Annotated in this window: 10 protein-coding genes; 3 read left to right on the top strand and 7 right to left on the bottom strand. The window is 68.2% G+C overall.

Annotation, left to right across the window (positions count from 1 at the left end; translation table 11 throughout):
• Nucleotides 1-37: 37 nt before the first annotated feature.
• Together HSX14_RS27995 and HSX14_RS27990 are read right to left on the bottom strand one after the other, a co-directional pair.
• The gene (locus HSX14_RS27995) at nucleotides 38-1,315 is read right to left on the bottom strand and encodes a bifunctional O-acetylhomoserine aminocarboxypropyltransferase/cysteine synthase (RefSeq protein ID WP_173171236.1); all 1,278 of its coding nucleotides are present in this window, start codon (nucleotides 1,313-1,315) and stop codon (nucleotides 38-40) included.
• A gap of 130 nt (nucleotides 1,316-1,445) precedes the next feature.
• Nucleotides 1,446-2,423: a sulfite exporter TauE/SafE family protein gene (locus HSX14_RS27990; RefSeq protein ID WP_173171238.1), complete on the bottom strand. Its 978-nt coding sequence runs from the start codon at nucleotides 2,421-2,423 to the stop codon at nucleotides 1,446-1,448.
• Nucleotides 2,424-2,666: 243 nt separating this feature from the next.
• On the opposite strand from HSX14_RS27990, the gene HSX14_RS27985 reads away from it, so the two are divergent.
• Nucleotides 2,667-3,365, top strand: a complete 699-nt coding sequence (locus HSX14_RS27985; RefSeq protein ID WP_173171240.1) for an aspartate/glutamate racemase family protein — start codon at nucleotides 2,667-2,669, stop codon at nucleotides 3,363-3,365.
• Nucleotides 3,366-3,392: 27 nt separating this feature from the next.
• The gene (locus tag HSX14_RS27980; RefSeq protein WP_173171243.1) at nucleotides 3,393-4,850 is read left to right on the top strand and encodes an alpha/beta hydrolase; all 1,458 of its coding nucleotides are present in this window, start codon (nucleotides 3,393-3,395) and stop codon (nucleotides 4,848-4,850) included.
• Between the two features lie 22 nt (nucleotides 4,851-4,872).
• On the opposite strand, the gene selO is transcribed toward HSX14_RS27980, so the two are convergent.
• From selO to HSX14_RS27960, 4 genes are all read right to left on the bottom strand, one after another.
• A complete protein-coding gene (selO, locus tag HSX14_RS27975; RefSeq protein WP_173171244.1) occupies nucleotides 4,873-6,333 on the bottom strand; it encodes a protein adenylyltransferase SelO in 1,461 nt (486 codons plus the stop codon).
• A 70-nt stretch (nucleotides 6,334-6,403) separates the two neighbouring features.
• Nucleotides 6,404-9,718 carry a mechanosensitive channel MscK gene (mscK, locus tag HSX14_RS27970; RefSeq protein WP_173171246.1) on the bottom strand — a complete coding sequence of 1,105 codons (3,315 nt, stop codon included), beginning with the start codon at nucleotides 9,716-9,718 and terminating at the stop codon, nucleotides 6,404-6,406.
• Nucleotides 9,719-9,797: 79 nt separating this feature from the next.
• Nucleotides 9,798-11,546: a potassium/proton antiporter gene (locus HSX14_RS27965; protein WP_173171248.1), complete on the bottom strand. Its 1,749-nt coding sequence runs from the start codon at nucleotides 11,544-11,546 to the stop codon at nucleotides 9,798-9,800.
• Nucleotides 11,547-11,903: 357 nt separating this feature from the next.
• Entirely contained in the window at nucleotides 11,904-13,706 is a 1,803-nt protein-coding gene (locus HSX14_RS27960) for an acyl-CoA dehydrogenase (RefSeq protein ID WP_173171250.1), read from the bottom strand.
• A 139-nt stretch (nucleotides 13,707-13,845) separates the two neighbouring features.
• Between HSX14_RS27960 and HSX14_RS27955 the strand changes: the two genes are divergently transcribed.
• A complete protein-coding gene (locus HSX14_RS27955; protein WP_173171252.1) occupies nucleotides 13,846-14,685 on the top strand; it encodes a 23S rRNA (adenine(2030)-N(6))-methyltransferase RlmJ in 840 nt (279 codons plus the stop codon).
• 138 nt (nucleotides 14,686-14,823) lie between these two features.
• Here HSX14_RS27955 and msrA read toward each other — a convergent pair whose 3' ends face one another.
• The gene (gene msrA / locus HSX14_RS27950) at nucleotides 14,824-15,471 is read right to left on the bottom strand and encodes a peptide-methionine (S)-S-oxide reductase MsrA (protein WP_173171254.1); all 648 of its coding nucleotides are present in this window, start codon (nucleotides 15,469-15,471) and stop codon (nucleotides 14,824-14,826) included.
• Nucleotides 15,472-15,486: the final 15 nt, after the last annotated feature.

The raw sequence follows: 15,486 nt of genomic DNA, 5'->3' as shown, positions 1-15,486 counted from the left end.
ATCTGGAGCCGACCCGCCGAATATCAACCCCTGTTCATCAGCCCCGCGCGGCTTCGAGGGACTGGCTGAGGTCGGCGAGGATGTCGTCGATGTGCTCGATGCCGATGGACAGGCGCACCATGTCGCGCGGTACGCCGGCCTTCTCCAGTTCCTCGTCGTTGAGCTGGCGGTGGGTGGTGGAGGCCGGGTGGCAGGCCAGGGACTTGGCGTCGCCGATGTTCACCAGGCGCACCACCAGCTTCAGCGCGTCGATGAAGCGTGCCCCCGCCTCGGCGCCGCCGACGATGCCGAAGGAGAGGATCGCCGCCGGCTTGCCGCCGGTGTAGCGCTGGGCCAGTGCGTGCTCGGGGTGGTCCGGCAGGCCGGCGTATTTCACCCAGGCCACCTGCGGGTGGGCCTGGAGGAAGTGGGCGACCTTCAGCGCGTTCTCGGTGTGGCGCTCCATGCGCAGGGCCAGTGTCTCCAGGCCCTGGAGGATGAGGAAGGCGTTGAACGGCGACAGCGCCGCGCCCATGTTGCGCAGCGGCACCACGCGGCAGCGGCCGATGAAGGCGGCGGGGCCGAAGGCTTCGGTGTAGGTCACGCCGTGGTAGGAGGCGTCCGGGGTGTTGAGCAGCGGGAAGCGTGCCTTGTGCTCGGCCCAGGGGAACTTCCCGGAGTCGACGACGATGCCGCCGATGCTGTTGCCGTGGCCGCCGATGTACTTGGTCAGCGAGTGCACGACGATGTCGGCGCCATGCTCGAAGGGGCGGCAGAGGATGGGCGTGGCGACGGTGTTGTCGACGATCAGCGGCACGCCATGGCGATGCGCGGCGGCGGCCAGGGCGGCGAGGTCGATGATATTGCCGGCCGGGTTGCCGATGGATTCGCAGAACACCGCCTTGGTGCGCTCGTCGATCAGCGCTTCCAGGGCGGCGATGTCGTCATGGGCGGCGAAGCGCACCTGGATGCCGGAGCGCGGCAGGGTGTGGGCGAACAGGTTGTAGGTGCCGCCGTAGAGCTTGGCCACCGAGACGATGTTGTCGCCGGCCTCGGCGACGGTCTGGATGGCGTAGGTGATGGCCGCCATGCCGGAGGCCACCGCCAGGGCGCCGACGCCGCCTTCCAGCGCGGCGACGCGCTTCTCCAGCACGTCGTTGGTGGGGTTCATGATGCGGGTGTAGATGTTGCCGGCGACCTTGAGGTCGAACAGGTCGGCGCCGTGCTGGGTGTCGTCGAAGGCGTAGGAGGTGGTCTGGTAGATCGGTACCGCCACCGCACGCGTGGTTGGATCGGGGCTGTAGCCGGCGTGGATGGCGAGGGTTTCCGGTTTCATCGTGGCTGCGTTCCTTCGGGGCTGATTGAGGAGCGCAGCATGTGAAAGCGGAAGGGCCCAGGTCAATGACCTGAGGCAATCGCGCAGGCGCGTGGCTAGACCGAAAAGTTAGGTGGCTAGAACCGGCCGATCAGCGCAGGGCCATGTAGATGTTGAAGGCGCTGATCAGGGTGATCAGGGTGCCCACCAGGGTCAGCAGGGTGCGTGCCGGCAGCTTCTTGCACAGCATGGCGGCGAAGGGCGCGGCGAACAGGCCGCCGAAGACCAGGCCGGCCACCAGCATCCAGGTGTTCAGCTCGCCCGCCAGGAGGATGAAGGAGGTGGCGCTGGAGATGGTCAGGAAGAACTCGGCGAAGTTCACCGAGCCGATGGTGGTGCGCGGGTCGCTGCCCGAGCCCAGCAGGCTGCTGGTGACCACCGGGCCCCAGCCACCGCCGCCGGCGGCATCGACGAAGCCCCCGAACAGCGCCAGCTTGGCCACGTGTTTCGGCGCGCGGCGCTGGGCCACGTGGCGGTAGGCCTTGCTGAGGATGTACAGGCCCATCAGCAGCAGGTAGGCGGAGATGAAGGGCTTGAGCGCGGCGCCGTCGAAGGTGGTGATCAGCACCGCACCGAGCACGGCGCCGATGATGCCCGGCAGCAGCAGGCGCAGGAACAGGGACTTGTTGACGTTGCCCAGCTTCACGTGGGAGATGCCGGAGAGGCCGGTGGTGAACACTTCGGCGATGTGCACGCTGGCGCTGGCCGCCGCTGGCGAGGCGCCTGCGGTGAGCAGGAAGGTGGTCGCGGTGATGCCGTAGGCCATGCCCAGCGCGCCATCCACCACCTGGGCGAGGAAGCCCACGGCCACGGCGCTCCAGAAGGTCGGGCTGCTCAGGGTGCGTTCGATGATGTCGAGGCCGGTGGCGCCGCCGTGGTCGCCGAAGAACAGGCGCCAGGCGAGGAAGCCCAGCAGGCTCACCAGGATCAGCACGGCCGCCCACATCGCGGCGCGCAGCACCGGGTGGTTGTCGGGGTGGCTGACGAAATCCTCGACGGGAGGAATGCCCAGTGCCTCGTGCTCGGTGTTGATCGGGCTCTGGCTGAGGTCGAGGTTGCGGATCTTCATGCGGGGTACGGCGCCTGACAGTGGGTGGTAGAACAGGCCGGAATAAGCAGGCGGCGAAGATAAGCGCCTTTGCTTAGAGAGTCTAAGAAGATTTCCGCAGGTTCATATTCCATTTTCGTTGGATGGAAGCGGCGCGGGATGGCGCTCGACGCGTGGGGCTGTACGCACCGATTGCCTGGCAACTGTATGCCCGGCGCCCTCTGAGGCTGGGCTAGGCTTTGAGCTTTTGGCGCAGAGGTGGCGATGAGGACATTGGGTGTACTGGGCGGTATGAGCTGGGAGTCGACCCTGAGCTATTACCGGCTGCTCAACGAGGGCGTGCGTGACCAGCTCGGCGGCCTGCATTCGGCGCCGTTGCTGCTGCATTCGGTGGATTTCGCCGGCATCGCCGCGCTGCAGAAGTCCGGCGGCTGGGACGAGGCCGGGCATCAGCTGGCCGCCGCTGCGCAAGGATTGGCGCGGGCCGGCGCCGGTGCCCTGCTGCTGGCCACCAACACCATGCACAAGGTCGCGGCGGCGATCGAGGCGGCGGTGGACATCCCCCTGCTGCATATCGGCGATGGCGTGGGCGAGGCCCTGCAGGCGCTGGGCTGCGAGCGGGCGGCGCTGCTCGGCACGCGCTTCACCATGCAGGAGGATTTCTACCGGCGGCGCCTGGACGAGCGTTTCGGCATCCAGGTGCAGGTGCCCGACGCCGCGGCGATGGCGGAGATCGACCGGGTGATCTTCCAGGAGCTGTGCCTGGGCCGCTTCCTCCCCGAGGCACGGGCGTTCTACCTCGACCAGCTGCGCCAGCTGCAAGCCGCGGGTGCCCAGGCGGCGATCCTCGGCTGCACCGAGATCGGCCTGCTGCTGGAGGGCTGCGACTCGCCGCTGCCCCTGGTGGACAGCACCGAGCAGCACGTACGCATGGGCCTGCGCTGGATGCTGGCCGAAGGCTGAACCATGGTGCATGACGGAGCGGGAACGATGCGGACGGGGATCATCCGTTGGGCGGGCCGGGGCGCGCTGCTGCTGGCCTTGGCGATGTCGCTGGTGTTCGCCGTGCGGGTGCTGGACATCCAGGGCGAACCGTCACTCGAGCCCTGGCACAGGTTCGTGCCGGAGGAGCTCGACGAGCGCGAGCTCGACCAGGCCGACTGGAGCGCCTGGATGAACGCCGAGGCGCGCGTCTTCGCGCAAGTGCGTGAACAGGTCAGCGAGCAGCTGGACGCCGAGGAGCAGGTGCCGGCCAACCGCTATTTCCCGGGCAGCCCGCTGTACCCCGGCCGTTTCAGCCAGGACTGGAACCGCTCCTATGTGCTGCGCCCCGAGGGCGAGCCGGTGGGCGCGGTGGTGATGCTGCACGGCCTCACCGATTCGCCCTACAGCCTGCGCCACCTGGCGCTGCGTTACCGCCAGGCGGGCTTCGTGGTGCTCGGCCTGCGCCTGCCCGGGCACGGCACGGTGCCGGCGGCGCTGACGGATGTGAGCTGGGAGCAGTGGCTGGCCGCCACCCGCCTGGCGATGCGCGAGGCCCGGCGGCTCGTGGGGGCACAGCGGCCGCTGCGGCTGGTGGGCTACTCCAACGGCGGTGCGCTGGCGTTGAAGTATTCGCTGGATGCGCTGGAGGACCCGTCCCTGCCACGCGCCGAGCGCCTGGTGCTGCTCTCGCCCATGCTGGGGGTCGCTGGCTACGCGCGTTTCGCCGGGCTGGCGGGCCTGCCCGCCGTGTTCCCGGCCTTCGCCAAGGCCGCCTGGCTCGACCTGCTGCCCGAGTACAACCCCTTCAAGTACAACTCCTTCCCGGTCAACGGCGCGCGCCAGTCCTACCAGCTCACCGTCGCGCTGCAGGAGCAGTTGCTGAGCGCCTCGCGACGCGACGGGCTGCGGGGCCTGCCGCCGCTGCTGACCTTCCAGTCGGTGGTGGATGCGACCGTGAGCACCTCGGCGGTGGTGGAGTCGCTCTATCGCCTGGTGCCGGACAACGGCAGCGAGCTGGTGCTGTTCGACATCAACCGCTCGGTGGACTTCGGCCCGCTGCTGCGCCCGGACGCCAGCCTGGCGCTGGCGCGGCTGTTGCAGCCGCCACCGCGGGCCTACCGCACGGCGGTGATCACCAACGCCACGGCGAGCAGCCGGGAGGTGGTCGAGCGGGTGATCGAGGCCGGTGGCCGCGAGGAGTGGGTCCGGCCCCTGGACATGGCCTTCCCGCGCGAGCTGTTCTCGCTGTCCCACGTGGCGCTGCCGTTCCCGGACAGCGACGGGCTCTACGGCCGCCACCCCGATGCGACGGACGACTTCGGCATCCACCTGGGCAACCTGTCGCTGCGGGGTGAGCGCGGGGTGCTGGTGATGAACATGGACGCCCTGCAACGGGCGACGTCCAATCCCTTCTTCCCCTACCTGCTGCAGCGGCTGGAGCGGGTAGAGGGACTGGCGCGCTGAGGGCCTCGCCGTGCGCCGGGGTTCAGGAGGAGCAGCTGATCTCCAGGTGCTTGCCCCACTCCGGTGGCCGCTCGGCATAGCGCTCCATGCCGGGCTGCTCGTCGAAGGGGCGGGCGAGCACGGCGTGCAGCTGGCGCACCTCGCTGAAATCGCCCTGCTCGGCGGCCTCGATGGCGCGCTGGGCCAGGTAGTTGCGCAGGATGTACTTCGGGTTCACCGCATGCATGCGCTGGCGGCGGGCGTCCTGGTCGTCGCCTTCGCGCGTGGCGCGCTCCACGTACTGCGCGGCCCAGGCATCGAAGCCGGCGAGGTCGACGAACTCGTCGCGCAGCACCGCCACCGCCTGTTCGGGCGTGGTCTCGCCCAGGCGGCGGAAGAACAGCGTGTAGTCCACCGCGCTGGTCTGCATCAGTTGCAGCAGGCGCTGCACCAGGGCCTCGTCGCCCTCTTCGGCGCGGGTGAAGCCCAGACGGCGGCGCATCAGGTCCAGCCAGGCCGCCTGGTACAGCGGCAGGAACAGCTCCAGCGCCTCGCGCAGGGCGTCCACGGCGATGTGGGGCGTCAGCGCCTGGGCCAGGGCGGCGAGGTTCCAGTGGGCGATGGGCACCTGGTTGCTGAAGCTGTAGCGCCCGCTGTCGTCGGAGTGGTTGCAGATGTGGTTGGCGTCGAAATCGTCGAGGAAGGCGTAGGGGCCGTAGTCGAAGGTGATGCCGAGGATCGACATGTTGTCGGTGTTCATCACCCCGTGGCAGAAGCCGTAGGCCTGCCAGCGGGCGATCATCCCGGCGTTGCGCTCGATGACCTCGCGGAACATCGCCAGCCAGGGCTCCTCGGCTTCCAGGCACGCGGGGAAGTGGCAGGCCAGCACGTGCTCGCCGAGGGTCTTCAACTGCTCGTGCTGGCGGGTGTAGTAGAAGTACTCGAAGTGGCCGAAGCGCACGTGGCTCGGCGCCAGGCGCAGGACCATGGCGCCGGTCTCCTTCTTCTCGCGGTACACCGGGGTGCTGGAGCCGGTGACGCACAGCGCGCGGCTGCTGGGGATGCCCAGGGCGTGCAGGTGCTCGCTGGCGAGGAACTCGCGGATCGAACTGCGCAGCACCGCTCGGCCGTCGCCCATGCGCGAGTAGGGGGTCTGGCCGGCGCCCTTGAGGTGCAGGTCCCAGTGCTCGCCGGCCTGGTTGACCACCTCGCCCAGCAACAGGCCGCGGCCATCGCCCAGGCGCGGGTTGTAGCTGCCGAACTGGTGCCCGGAATAGACCATGGCGCGCGGGGCGGCGTCGGACCAGAGCGTGTGCCCGGCGAACAGCTCGGCGAACACGGGCTCCTCGGCCTGCGCCGGGTCGAGGTCGAGCAGGGCCATGGCCGCCGGGCTCGCCACCACCAGGTGCGGGTCGTCCAGCGGGTCGGGCAGGACTTCGGTGGAGAAGGCATCGCCCAGGCGGGCGAAGCGGTTGTCGAACTGCAGGTCGTCGAGTCTTTTCATGGGCTCAGCTTGTCACGCGGCCGGGGCCGGGGGAAATCGCGGGGATGGGTGGTCCCCGCGTGGCGGTGGCTTACTTGGCGCGCTCTTCGGCGGCGTCGGCCGCCTGTTCCTCGGCGGGTGGGTGCTCGACGCTCTTGCGGCTGAGGATGACGTCCATCTTCGGCACCGAGGAGATGTTGATGCCGTGCTCCTGGAACAGCTGGTCGATGCGCCGGTTCAGCTCGTCGGTGGCCAGGCCCCGGTCGCCCAGTTCGCGCACGTAGATCTTCAGTTCGTGCTCCAGGGTGGTGGCGCCGTAGGTCTTCAGCTGGACGTTGGGGGCCGGGTCGCGCAGCACGCGGGTGTTCTCCTGGGTGGCTTGCAGCAGCAGCTTGCGCACCAGCTCCAGGTCGGCGCCGCGGTTGACGTTGTAGACCAGCACGATGCGGGTGACGGTGTCTGTCAGCGTCCAGTTGATCAGCTGGCTGGTGAGGAAGGTCTGGTTGGGGACGATGACTTCCTTGCGGTCGCTGTCGGTGATGTGGGTGGCGCGGATGCGGATCCGGTTCACCGTGCCGGTGACGGTGCCGATGGTCACCAGGTCGCCGATGCGCACCGGGCGCTCGAACAGCAGGATCAGGCCGGAGATGAAGTTGGCGAAGATTGCCTGCATGCCGAAGCCGATACCCACCGAGAGCGCGGCCACCAGCCACTGCAGCTTGTCCCAGCTGACCCCGAGGGTGGACAGGGCGCTGACGAAGCCGATGCCGGCGATGGCATAGGAGAGCAGCGTGGTGGTGGCGTAGGCGCTGCCCTGGGCCAGCTTCAGGCGCGACAGCACCAGCACTTCCAGCAGGCCCGGCAGGTTGCGTGCGAGCGCGGTGGTGATGCCGGCGATGATCAGCGCGCCGAGCACGTCCAGCAGGCTGATGGGCACCTGGGTGGCGGCGGCGCCGGTGCCGGTGGCGTATTGGTAGAGCGTCACTTCGTCGAGGTAGGCGAAGACGCTGATCAGGTCGGCCCAGACCAGGTACATCGAGGCGATGAAGACGCCGAGCAGGGCCAGGCGGATCAGGCGCAGGGACTGCTGGTTGACCTGCTCGATGTCCAGGGTCGGCTCTTCCACCGCCACTTCCTCGCCTTCGGCGTTCTCCTTGGTCTGCGCCTGGCGCTTGGCCAGCGCGCGGGCGTAGGCCAGGCGCCGGGCGGCGACGGCCAGGCCGCGGACGAAGGCGGCCTCGATGATCAGGGTGAGGATCAGCAGGTAGAGGGTGTTGATCAGGCGGTCGGTGAGCTTGAGCGAGGTGTAGTAGTAGCCGAAGCCGACGGCGACGATGAACACCAGCGGCAGCAGGGTGAAGCCCAGGCCGATGAGGAAGCGGAAGGGCGAGGTGTGCTCGCGCATCGGTTCGGCCAGCAGCAGGTTGCTCAGCACCAGGGCCATCAGGGCGTAGCAGGTGATGACGACGATGATGCCGATGACGTCCTCGGCCAGCGCCTGGGGCTGGTGCTCGGCCACGGTGACCACGGCCACCAGGGCCATCACCACCATGCCGAGGCGGCGGATCTGCTTGCTCAGCAGCGCCACCTGCGGGCGCGGCCAGCGGAAGTGCAGCTCGGCGACGCCGCCCGGGGCGAGGATGCGGTAGAGGGTGTAGAACACCAGCCAGGCCTGGGCCATTTCCATCAGCGCGGCGCCGAGGGTGGCGTTCTGGCCACGGGCGTCGATCTGCAGGGCCAGGCCGCAGAGGGCCAGGAACAGCGTCACCGGCATCGCCAGGAGGATGTTCAGCAGCAGCGCCAGGGGCGTGTGCATCTGGCTGTCGCGCTTGTAGTGGCCGATGTCCTGGTGCAGCTCGGTGAGCTTCTCGTAGAGCCAGCTGCGGCGCCACAGCAGCGCGCCGATCATCAGCAGCAGGGGGATGAACAGCCAGGGACGGTCGACCAGGCCTTCACCCAGCTCGGCCACGCCCGAGCCCCAGGGCACGTCCATCAGCTGGCGCTTGAGGTAGTGCGGCGCGCTCTTCAGCCAGGCGAGGTCCAGCGGCTTGTTGCTGGGAATCCAGAACATCTGCTCCTCCAGGGTCGCGCGCAGCGCCTGGGAGGTGCTCTGCAGCTGCTTCTGGTTGAGCTGCAGGGTGATGGACTCGTTGAGCAGGGCGTTGAGTTCGCGGCTCAGTCGGTCGAACAGTTCGGTGCGGGTGGTGGCCAGGTCGAGCAGGGTGGCGCGCAGCTCCGGCGTCACCTGGTCGGCGGGCTGGCGCGAGAGCAGGTCGTCGACGTAGGCCTGGGGGTTGTTGAGCTTGTCGCGCTGCTGGCTGAGCTCGAACTGGTAGAGGCGGATGTCGGCGATCTCGTCGGCCAGGTCGCCGTCGAGCTTCAGGTGCGGCAGGGCCTGCTTCTGCTGGTAGAGGATCTTCGACAGCAGCAGGCTGCCCTTGAGCACGCTGATCTGCTCTTCCAGCGCCTGGTCGGCCTGGTTGAGGGTGTCCAGCTGCTGGCGGGTCTGCAGGTTCTGCTGGGTCAGTTCGTTGAGGCGATCGGTGGAGCGCAGCAGGTAGTCGGAGAGCTTGAGGTTGGTGGAACTCTCGGCCGCCAGCAGGCTGTCGGGGGTGGCGTTCTGCGCCTCGCGGGAGAGTTCGGCCACCGTCTGCTCGGAGCTTTCCCGGCGCTTGTCGTTGATCAGCGACTGCAGGGCCTGGGTTTCCTGCTCCAGGCGGTGGATGCGCTCGACCAGCAGGTCGCGGCGGCTGTTGCCCAGGTCCTGCAGCAGGCTGTTGCCGGCCAGCTCCTGGCGGCGCAGCTGGGTCTGGGCGTCGAGGGCGGCCAGCTCGGCGTTGTACTGGTCGCGCTGCTCGTCGGTGAGCACTTTGCCGGTGTCCTTGCCGACCTTGAGGATGGCGCTGAGCTGCTGGGTGCGCACCTGGTTGCTGCTGATCTCGGCCTGGGCGCGCTCGGGGCGGGTCTGCGCGGTGATGATCAGGCTGTTGGCCTCGGCCAGGTCCTTCTGCCAGCCGGCCAGTTGGCTGCTGCGCTGGTTGAGCAACTGGTCGAGCTGGGCCAGGGAGGATTTGCCGTAGCGCTCGCCGACATCGACCGGCTTGCTGGCCTTGAGGCGGGTGAATTCACGCTGGGCGTCGGCGATCTGGCGCGGGGCATCGTTGAGCTGGCGCTTGAGGTCGGCCAGGCGCTTCTCGCTGTCGGCCTGGTTGCTCAGCTGCGTGAGCGTCTGCTCCAGCACCTGCTGCACGGCCTTCTGGTCGGCTTCCGGCAGCTTGCGGCTGGCGAGGTTGTCCAGGCTCTGCTGGACCTTGGCGCTGGTCGGTGGTTCGGCGGCATGCACGGGCGTGGCACCGAGGCAGAAGCCGATAAGGGCGGCGGCGAGGAGGGGGCGCAGGAAAGACATGGTCGCGTGGGGCGGCTCTGGAAAAAGTGCGGTTGATGATATGTCAGGACGCGGCCCCGTGCTGGGATGTGCCGCGCCTTCAGAGGAACAGTCCGGGGCCTGGACGTCCGTGACCTTCGGGGAATTTGACGCCCACCTTGCGCACCTTGTTCCCCTCCATCAGGGCCACGGTCCAGGTCAGGCCGTTCCATTCCACCTGGTCGCCGACGATGGGCTCGCCGCCGATCTCGTGGGAGATGAAGCGTCCCAGCGGCTGGCTGCCATCGACGTTGTCCAGCTTCAGGCCGTAGAGCGAGGCGACGGCGGAAAGCTGGGCGTCGCCTTCGAGGACGAAGTCGCCGAAGAAGCGCAGGTCCAGGCCGCGCTGGGGCGCCTGGCTGAACAGCTTGCCGAGGGCGGGAAGATCATGCTCATGGCCGATCACGCAGAGGATGTCGCCGGCCTCCAGCACGGTACTGCCCGAGGGGTGCAGCAGCTCGGTGCCACGGAACAGTGCCGCGATGCGGGTGCCGTCGGGCATCTTCAGCTCGCGCAGGGCGGCGCCGATGCACCACTTCTCCGCACCCAGGCGGTAGACAAACAGCTCCCACTCGCTGGTGGGGTGGATCTCCAGCCCGGCGCGGGAGATGGGCGCCGGCTCCGGCGGCACCGTCACCCGCAGCAGCCTGGCCGCGAGCGGCAGGCTGGCGCCCTGCAGCAGCAGGGAGACCAGGACGATGAAGAAGGCCAGGTTGAAGTACAGCTGCGAGTGGGGCAGGCCGGCCATCATCGGGAACACCGCGAGGATGATCGGCACCGCGCCGCGCAGGCCGACCCAGGCGATGAAGGCCTTCTCGCGGTCGTGGAAGGCGCGGAAGGGGATCAGCCCGATCATCACCGACAGCGGGCGGGCGAAGAGGATCATCCACAGCGCCAGGCCCAGGGCAGGGATGGCGATGGGCAGCAGGTCGTGGGGCGTGACCAGCAGGCCGAGCACGAGGAACATGCCGATCTGCGCCAGCCAGGCCATGCCGTCGAGCATGTGCAGGATGCTGTGGCGCGAGCGGATCGGCCGGTTGCCCAGCACCAGGCCGCACAGGTAGGCGGCGAGGATGCCGCTGCCGTGCAGGAAGTTGGTGAGGGCGAACACCAGCAGGCCGCCGCTCACCACCAGCAGGGGGTAGAGGCCGTTGGGCAGGTTGATGCGGTTGATCAGTTGCAGCAGCAGCCAGCCACCGGAGAGGCCGAGCAGCGCGCCGATGCCGAACTCGCTGACCAGGTGGCCGAGGAAGGACAGGCTGATCTCGGTCTGCCCCTTGGCCAGCATGTCGATCAGGGTGACGGTGAGGAACACCGCCATCGGGTCGTTGCTGCCGGATTCGATCTCCAGGGTGGCGGTGACCCGTTCGTTGAGGCCCTTGCCGCCGAGCAGGGAGAACACCGCCGCGGCGTCGGTGGAGCCGACGATGGCACCGATCAGCAGGCCCTGCATGATGTCCAGGTCGAACAGCCAGGCGGCGGCCATGCCGGTCAGCCCGGTGGTGATCAGCACGCCGACCGTGGCCAGCGACAGCGCCGGCCACAAGGCCACGCGGAAGCTGGAGACCCGCGTGCGCAGGCCGCCGTCGAGCAGGATGATGGCCAGTGCCAGGTTGCCCACCAGGTAGGCCAGCGGGTAGTTGCTGAAGCCGATCCCGCCCGGGCCGTCGACGCCGGCGACCATGCCGACGGCAAGGATGATGACCAGGATGGGGATGCCCAGGCGCGAGGAAACCGAGCTCACCAGAATGCTTGCGCCGACCAGCAACGCGCCGATCAGGAACAGGCTATTGATGGTGGCTGCATCCACGTATTGAGGCTCCTGGTGACGATGTCGGGGGTGATGCTGGAGGGATGCATGCAGCGTGCATGCCAGCCGGATTCTAACCTGCTACCCGCAACGCGCCGCAAGCGCTGATCGGTAGAAATCCCCAGGTTTTTTCGAACGAAGCCGAGCCGCCGGTTCACGGAATCGACCAGGCGGTCAGGATGTTGTCCGAGCCCGCTTTGCCGAAGAGAGGGGGCGGTGCCGGTGGGCGCGCACGTCGGTCCCCGCGTTCGCGGGGATGGCGCGTCCCCCTCGCAGTATCGTCGGCGCAGCGGCGGGGCGCGGGCAAAAAAAAGCCCCGCATGTGCGCGGGGCAGGGAAACCCTGAAAGCGTTGGAATCAGAACCAGGCGTCGCGCATCTCCAGGCAGGTGTCGTCGCGGGCCTCGAGGATGGCCAGGGCGTGATGGACGCTCGGCACTTCCCAGGTGAGGAAGTAGCGCGCGGCCTGCAGCTTGCCCTTGTAGAAGTCGGCGTCGGCGGGGTTGCCGCTGGCCAGGCCTTCCTCGGCACGGATCGCCTGCTCCAGCCAGCGCCAGCCGATCACCGCGTGGCCGAAGGCATTGAGGTAGAGCGCGGAGTTGGCCAGGGCCTGGTTGACCTTGCCCTGCATCAGGTCGCCGAGCAGTGCCAGGGTCACGGCGGAGAGGCGCGCGACGGCCTGCTCCAGCGGCTGGCGCAGGGCGTCGAGGGAGCCGTGGGCGGCGGCGCGCCGGCAGGTGTCGTTGATCAGGCGGGTCAGCTGCTTGAGGCCGGCGCCGTTGTTCTGCGCCACCTTGCGCCCCAGCAGGTCCAGCGACTGGATGCCGTGGGTGCCTTCGTGGATGGGGTTGAGGCGGTTGTCGCGGTAGTACTGCTCCACCGGGTACTCGCGGGTGTAGCCGTGGCCGCCGAGGATCTGCACCGCCAGCTCGTTGGCCTTGAGGCAGAACTCCGAGGGCCAGGACTTGACGATGGGGGTGAGCAGGTCGAGCAGCTCATGGGCCTGCTTGCGCTCTTCCTCGGTGGCGAGGGTCTGGGTGTCGTCGAACAGGCGCGCGGCGTACAGGCCCAGGTCGAAGGCGCCTTCCACGTAGGCTTTCTGGGTGAGCAGCATGCGGCGCACGTCGGCGTGCTCGATGATCGCCACCTGGGCGCTGGTCGGGTCCTTGCCATCGGGCAGGCGGCCTTGCGGGCGCTCGCGGGCGTATTCCAGGGAGTAGAGGTAGCCGGCGTAGCCGAGCATCACCGCGCCCATGCCGACGCCGATGCGGGCCTCGTTCATCATCTGGAACATGTAGGACAGGCCGGCGTGGGGCTTGCCCACCAGGTAGCCGACGCAGTCGCCGTTGTCGCCGAAGTTCAAGGCGGTGGAGGTGGTGCCGCGGTAGCCCATCTTGTGGAACAGGCCGGCGAGGATCACGTCGTTGCGCTTGCCGAGGGAGCCGTCGTCGTTGACCAGGAACTTGGGCACGATGAACAGCGAGATGCCTTTCACCCCGGGCGGGGCGTCCGGCAGCTTGGCCAGCACCATGTGCACGATGTTGTCCGACAGCGGGTGGTCGCCGCCGGAGATGAAGATCTTGTTGCCCTTGATGCGGTAGGTGCCGTCGCCGGCCGGCTCGGCGCGGGTGCGGATGTCCGACAGGGAGGAGCCGGCGTGGGGCTCGGTGAGCGCCATGGTGCCGAAGAAGCGGCCCTCGATCATCGGCTGCAGGAAGCGCTGCTTCTGCTCGTCGTTGCCGAAGCTCTCGATCAGGTTGGCCGCGCCCATGGTCAGGAAGGGGTAGGCGGAGCTGCCGACGTTGGCCGACTGGAAGTGGGCGAAGCAGGCCTGGGACAGCAGGGTGGGCAGCTGCATGCCGCCCTGCTCGAAGCTGCGGGTAGCGTTGAGGAAGCCGGCTTCGAGGAAGGCGTCCACGGCGGGCTTCACTTCCGGGATCAGCGTGGCGGCGCCGTCGTGGTATTCCGGCTCGTTCTCGTCGCCCTTGCGGTTGTGCGGGGCGAAGTATTTCTCGGCGATGCTGCGGGCGGTGCCGATGGCGGCGTCGAAGGTTTCGCGGTTGTGGTCGGCGAAGCGCTCGCGCTGGGTCAGGGCTTCGGCGTCCAGCACTTCGTAGAGTTCGAAGGCCAGGTTGCGGGAACTGAGCAGGGTCTCGGACATGTCGGATCTCCGGTTGGATCGGCCGAGTCTAGATCGGTGAATGAAGGTCGCCTAGCAACATCCATAAGGGTGATAAAGCAGCAAAACCCGGCCAGCGTCGCGGCTGCTAAACTGCGCGCCTCGCGAGGATTCCCACACCATGAACTACCGTCACGCCTTTCATGCCGGCAACCATGCCGATGTGCTCAAACACCTGACCCTGGCCCGCCTGATCGCCCTGCTGTCACGCAAGGAGGCGCCCTTCGCCTACCTCGACAGCCACGCCGGCGTCGGCCTCTACGACCTGGCGGGCGACCAGGCCAGCCGCACCGGGGAATGGGAGGAGGGCATCGGCCGGCTTTGGGGCCAGCCCGATCTGCCGGCGCTGATGGTGGACTACCTCGGCGTGCTGCAGGCGCTGAACCCGGACGGCGAGCTTCGTCATTACCCGGGCTCCCCCGAACTGGCGCGCCAGCTGACCCGCCCGCAGGACCGCCTGCACCTGAACGAGAAACACCCGGAAGACGGCCAGGCGCTGAAGGAGAACATGGCCGGCGACCGCCGCGTCGCCGTGCACCTGGGCGAAGGCTGGCACCTGCCCCGGGCGCTGTTGCCGACGGCAGAGAAGCGCGCGCTGATGCTGATCGACCCGCCCTTCGAGAAGGCCGACGAACTGGAACGCTGCGTCAACGCGCTGAAGGAAGCCATCGGCCGCATGCGCCAGACCGTCGTCGCGATCTGGTACCCGATCAAGGACCAGCGCCAGCTCAAGCGCTTCTACCAGGGCCTGGAAGCCTCCGGCGCGCCCAAGCTGCTGCGGGTGGAGCTGATGGTGCACCCGGCGGACAACGCCCTCGGCCTCAACGGCTCGGGCCTGGCCATCGCCAACCCGCCGTGGGGAATAGAAGAAGAGTTGCGCCAGCTCCTGCCCTGGCTGAGCGAGAAGCTGGCGCAGAGTCAGGGCAGTTGGCGGCTGGACTGGTTGATAGCGGAGAAGTAGGGGCGCTGCGCGCCAGCGTAAGTTTCAAGCTGCAAGCGGCAAGTTCAGGGAGCGGCAAGCTATAAGCCGCAAGCTAAAAGCAGCGGCCGCTTCGCTCTTACTTGCAGCTTGTAGCTTATGGCTCCCCTCTCCCGGCCGTCAGGCCGGCATACAAACCCCCGTCCCCCCCAACCCGCAATACCCCCCCGGATTCTTCGCCAGGTACTGCTGGTGGTACGCCTCGGCGTAATAGAAGGGCGGCATTTCGTCGATCTCGGTGGTGATGGCGCCGAAGCCGGATTTGCTCAGCTCGGCCTGGAAGCGTGCTTCGCTGGCCTTGGCGGCTTCCAGCTGGGCGTCGTCGCTGCAGTAGATGGCCGAGCGGTACTGGGTGCCGATGTCGTTGCCCTGGCGCATGCCCTGGGTCGGGTTGTGGGCTTCCCAGAACACCGAGAGCAGTTTCTCGTAGCTGATCACCTGCGGGTCGAACACCACCAGCACCACTTCGGTGTGCCCGGTGAGGCCGGAGCAGACTTCGTCGTAGGTCGGGTTCGGGGTGTGGCCGCCGGCGTAGCCGACCGCGGTGGTCCAGACGCCTTCCTGTTGCCAGAAACGTCGCTCGGCGCCCCAGAAGCAGCCGAGGCCGAACACCGCTTGCTGCAGGTGGGCGGGGAAGGGCGCCTGCAGGGGGCGGCCGTTGACGTAGTGGGCATCGGGAACCGGCATCGGCGATTCGCGGCCGGGCAATGCCTGTGCCGCGGTGGGCAGCTCGATTTTGTGGGCAAGGATCTGCGAGCGCAGGACCATGGCGTTCTCCTCGAA

Source organism: Pseudomonas tohonis (genome assembly GCF_012767755.2).
In the GTDB taxonomy this organism is placed as follows: domain Bacteria; phylum Pseudomonadota; class Gammaproteobacteria; order Pseudomonadales; family Pseudomonadaceae; genus Metapseudomonas; species Metapseudomonas tohonis.
Note: the sequence above shows the minus strand (reverse complement) of the source record. Positions and strands in the feature narration are given on the sequence as shown.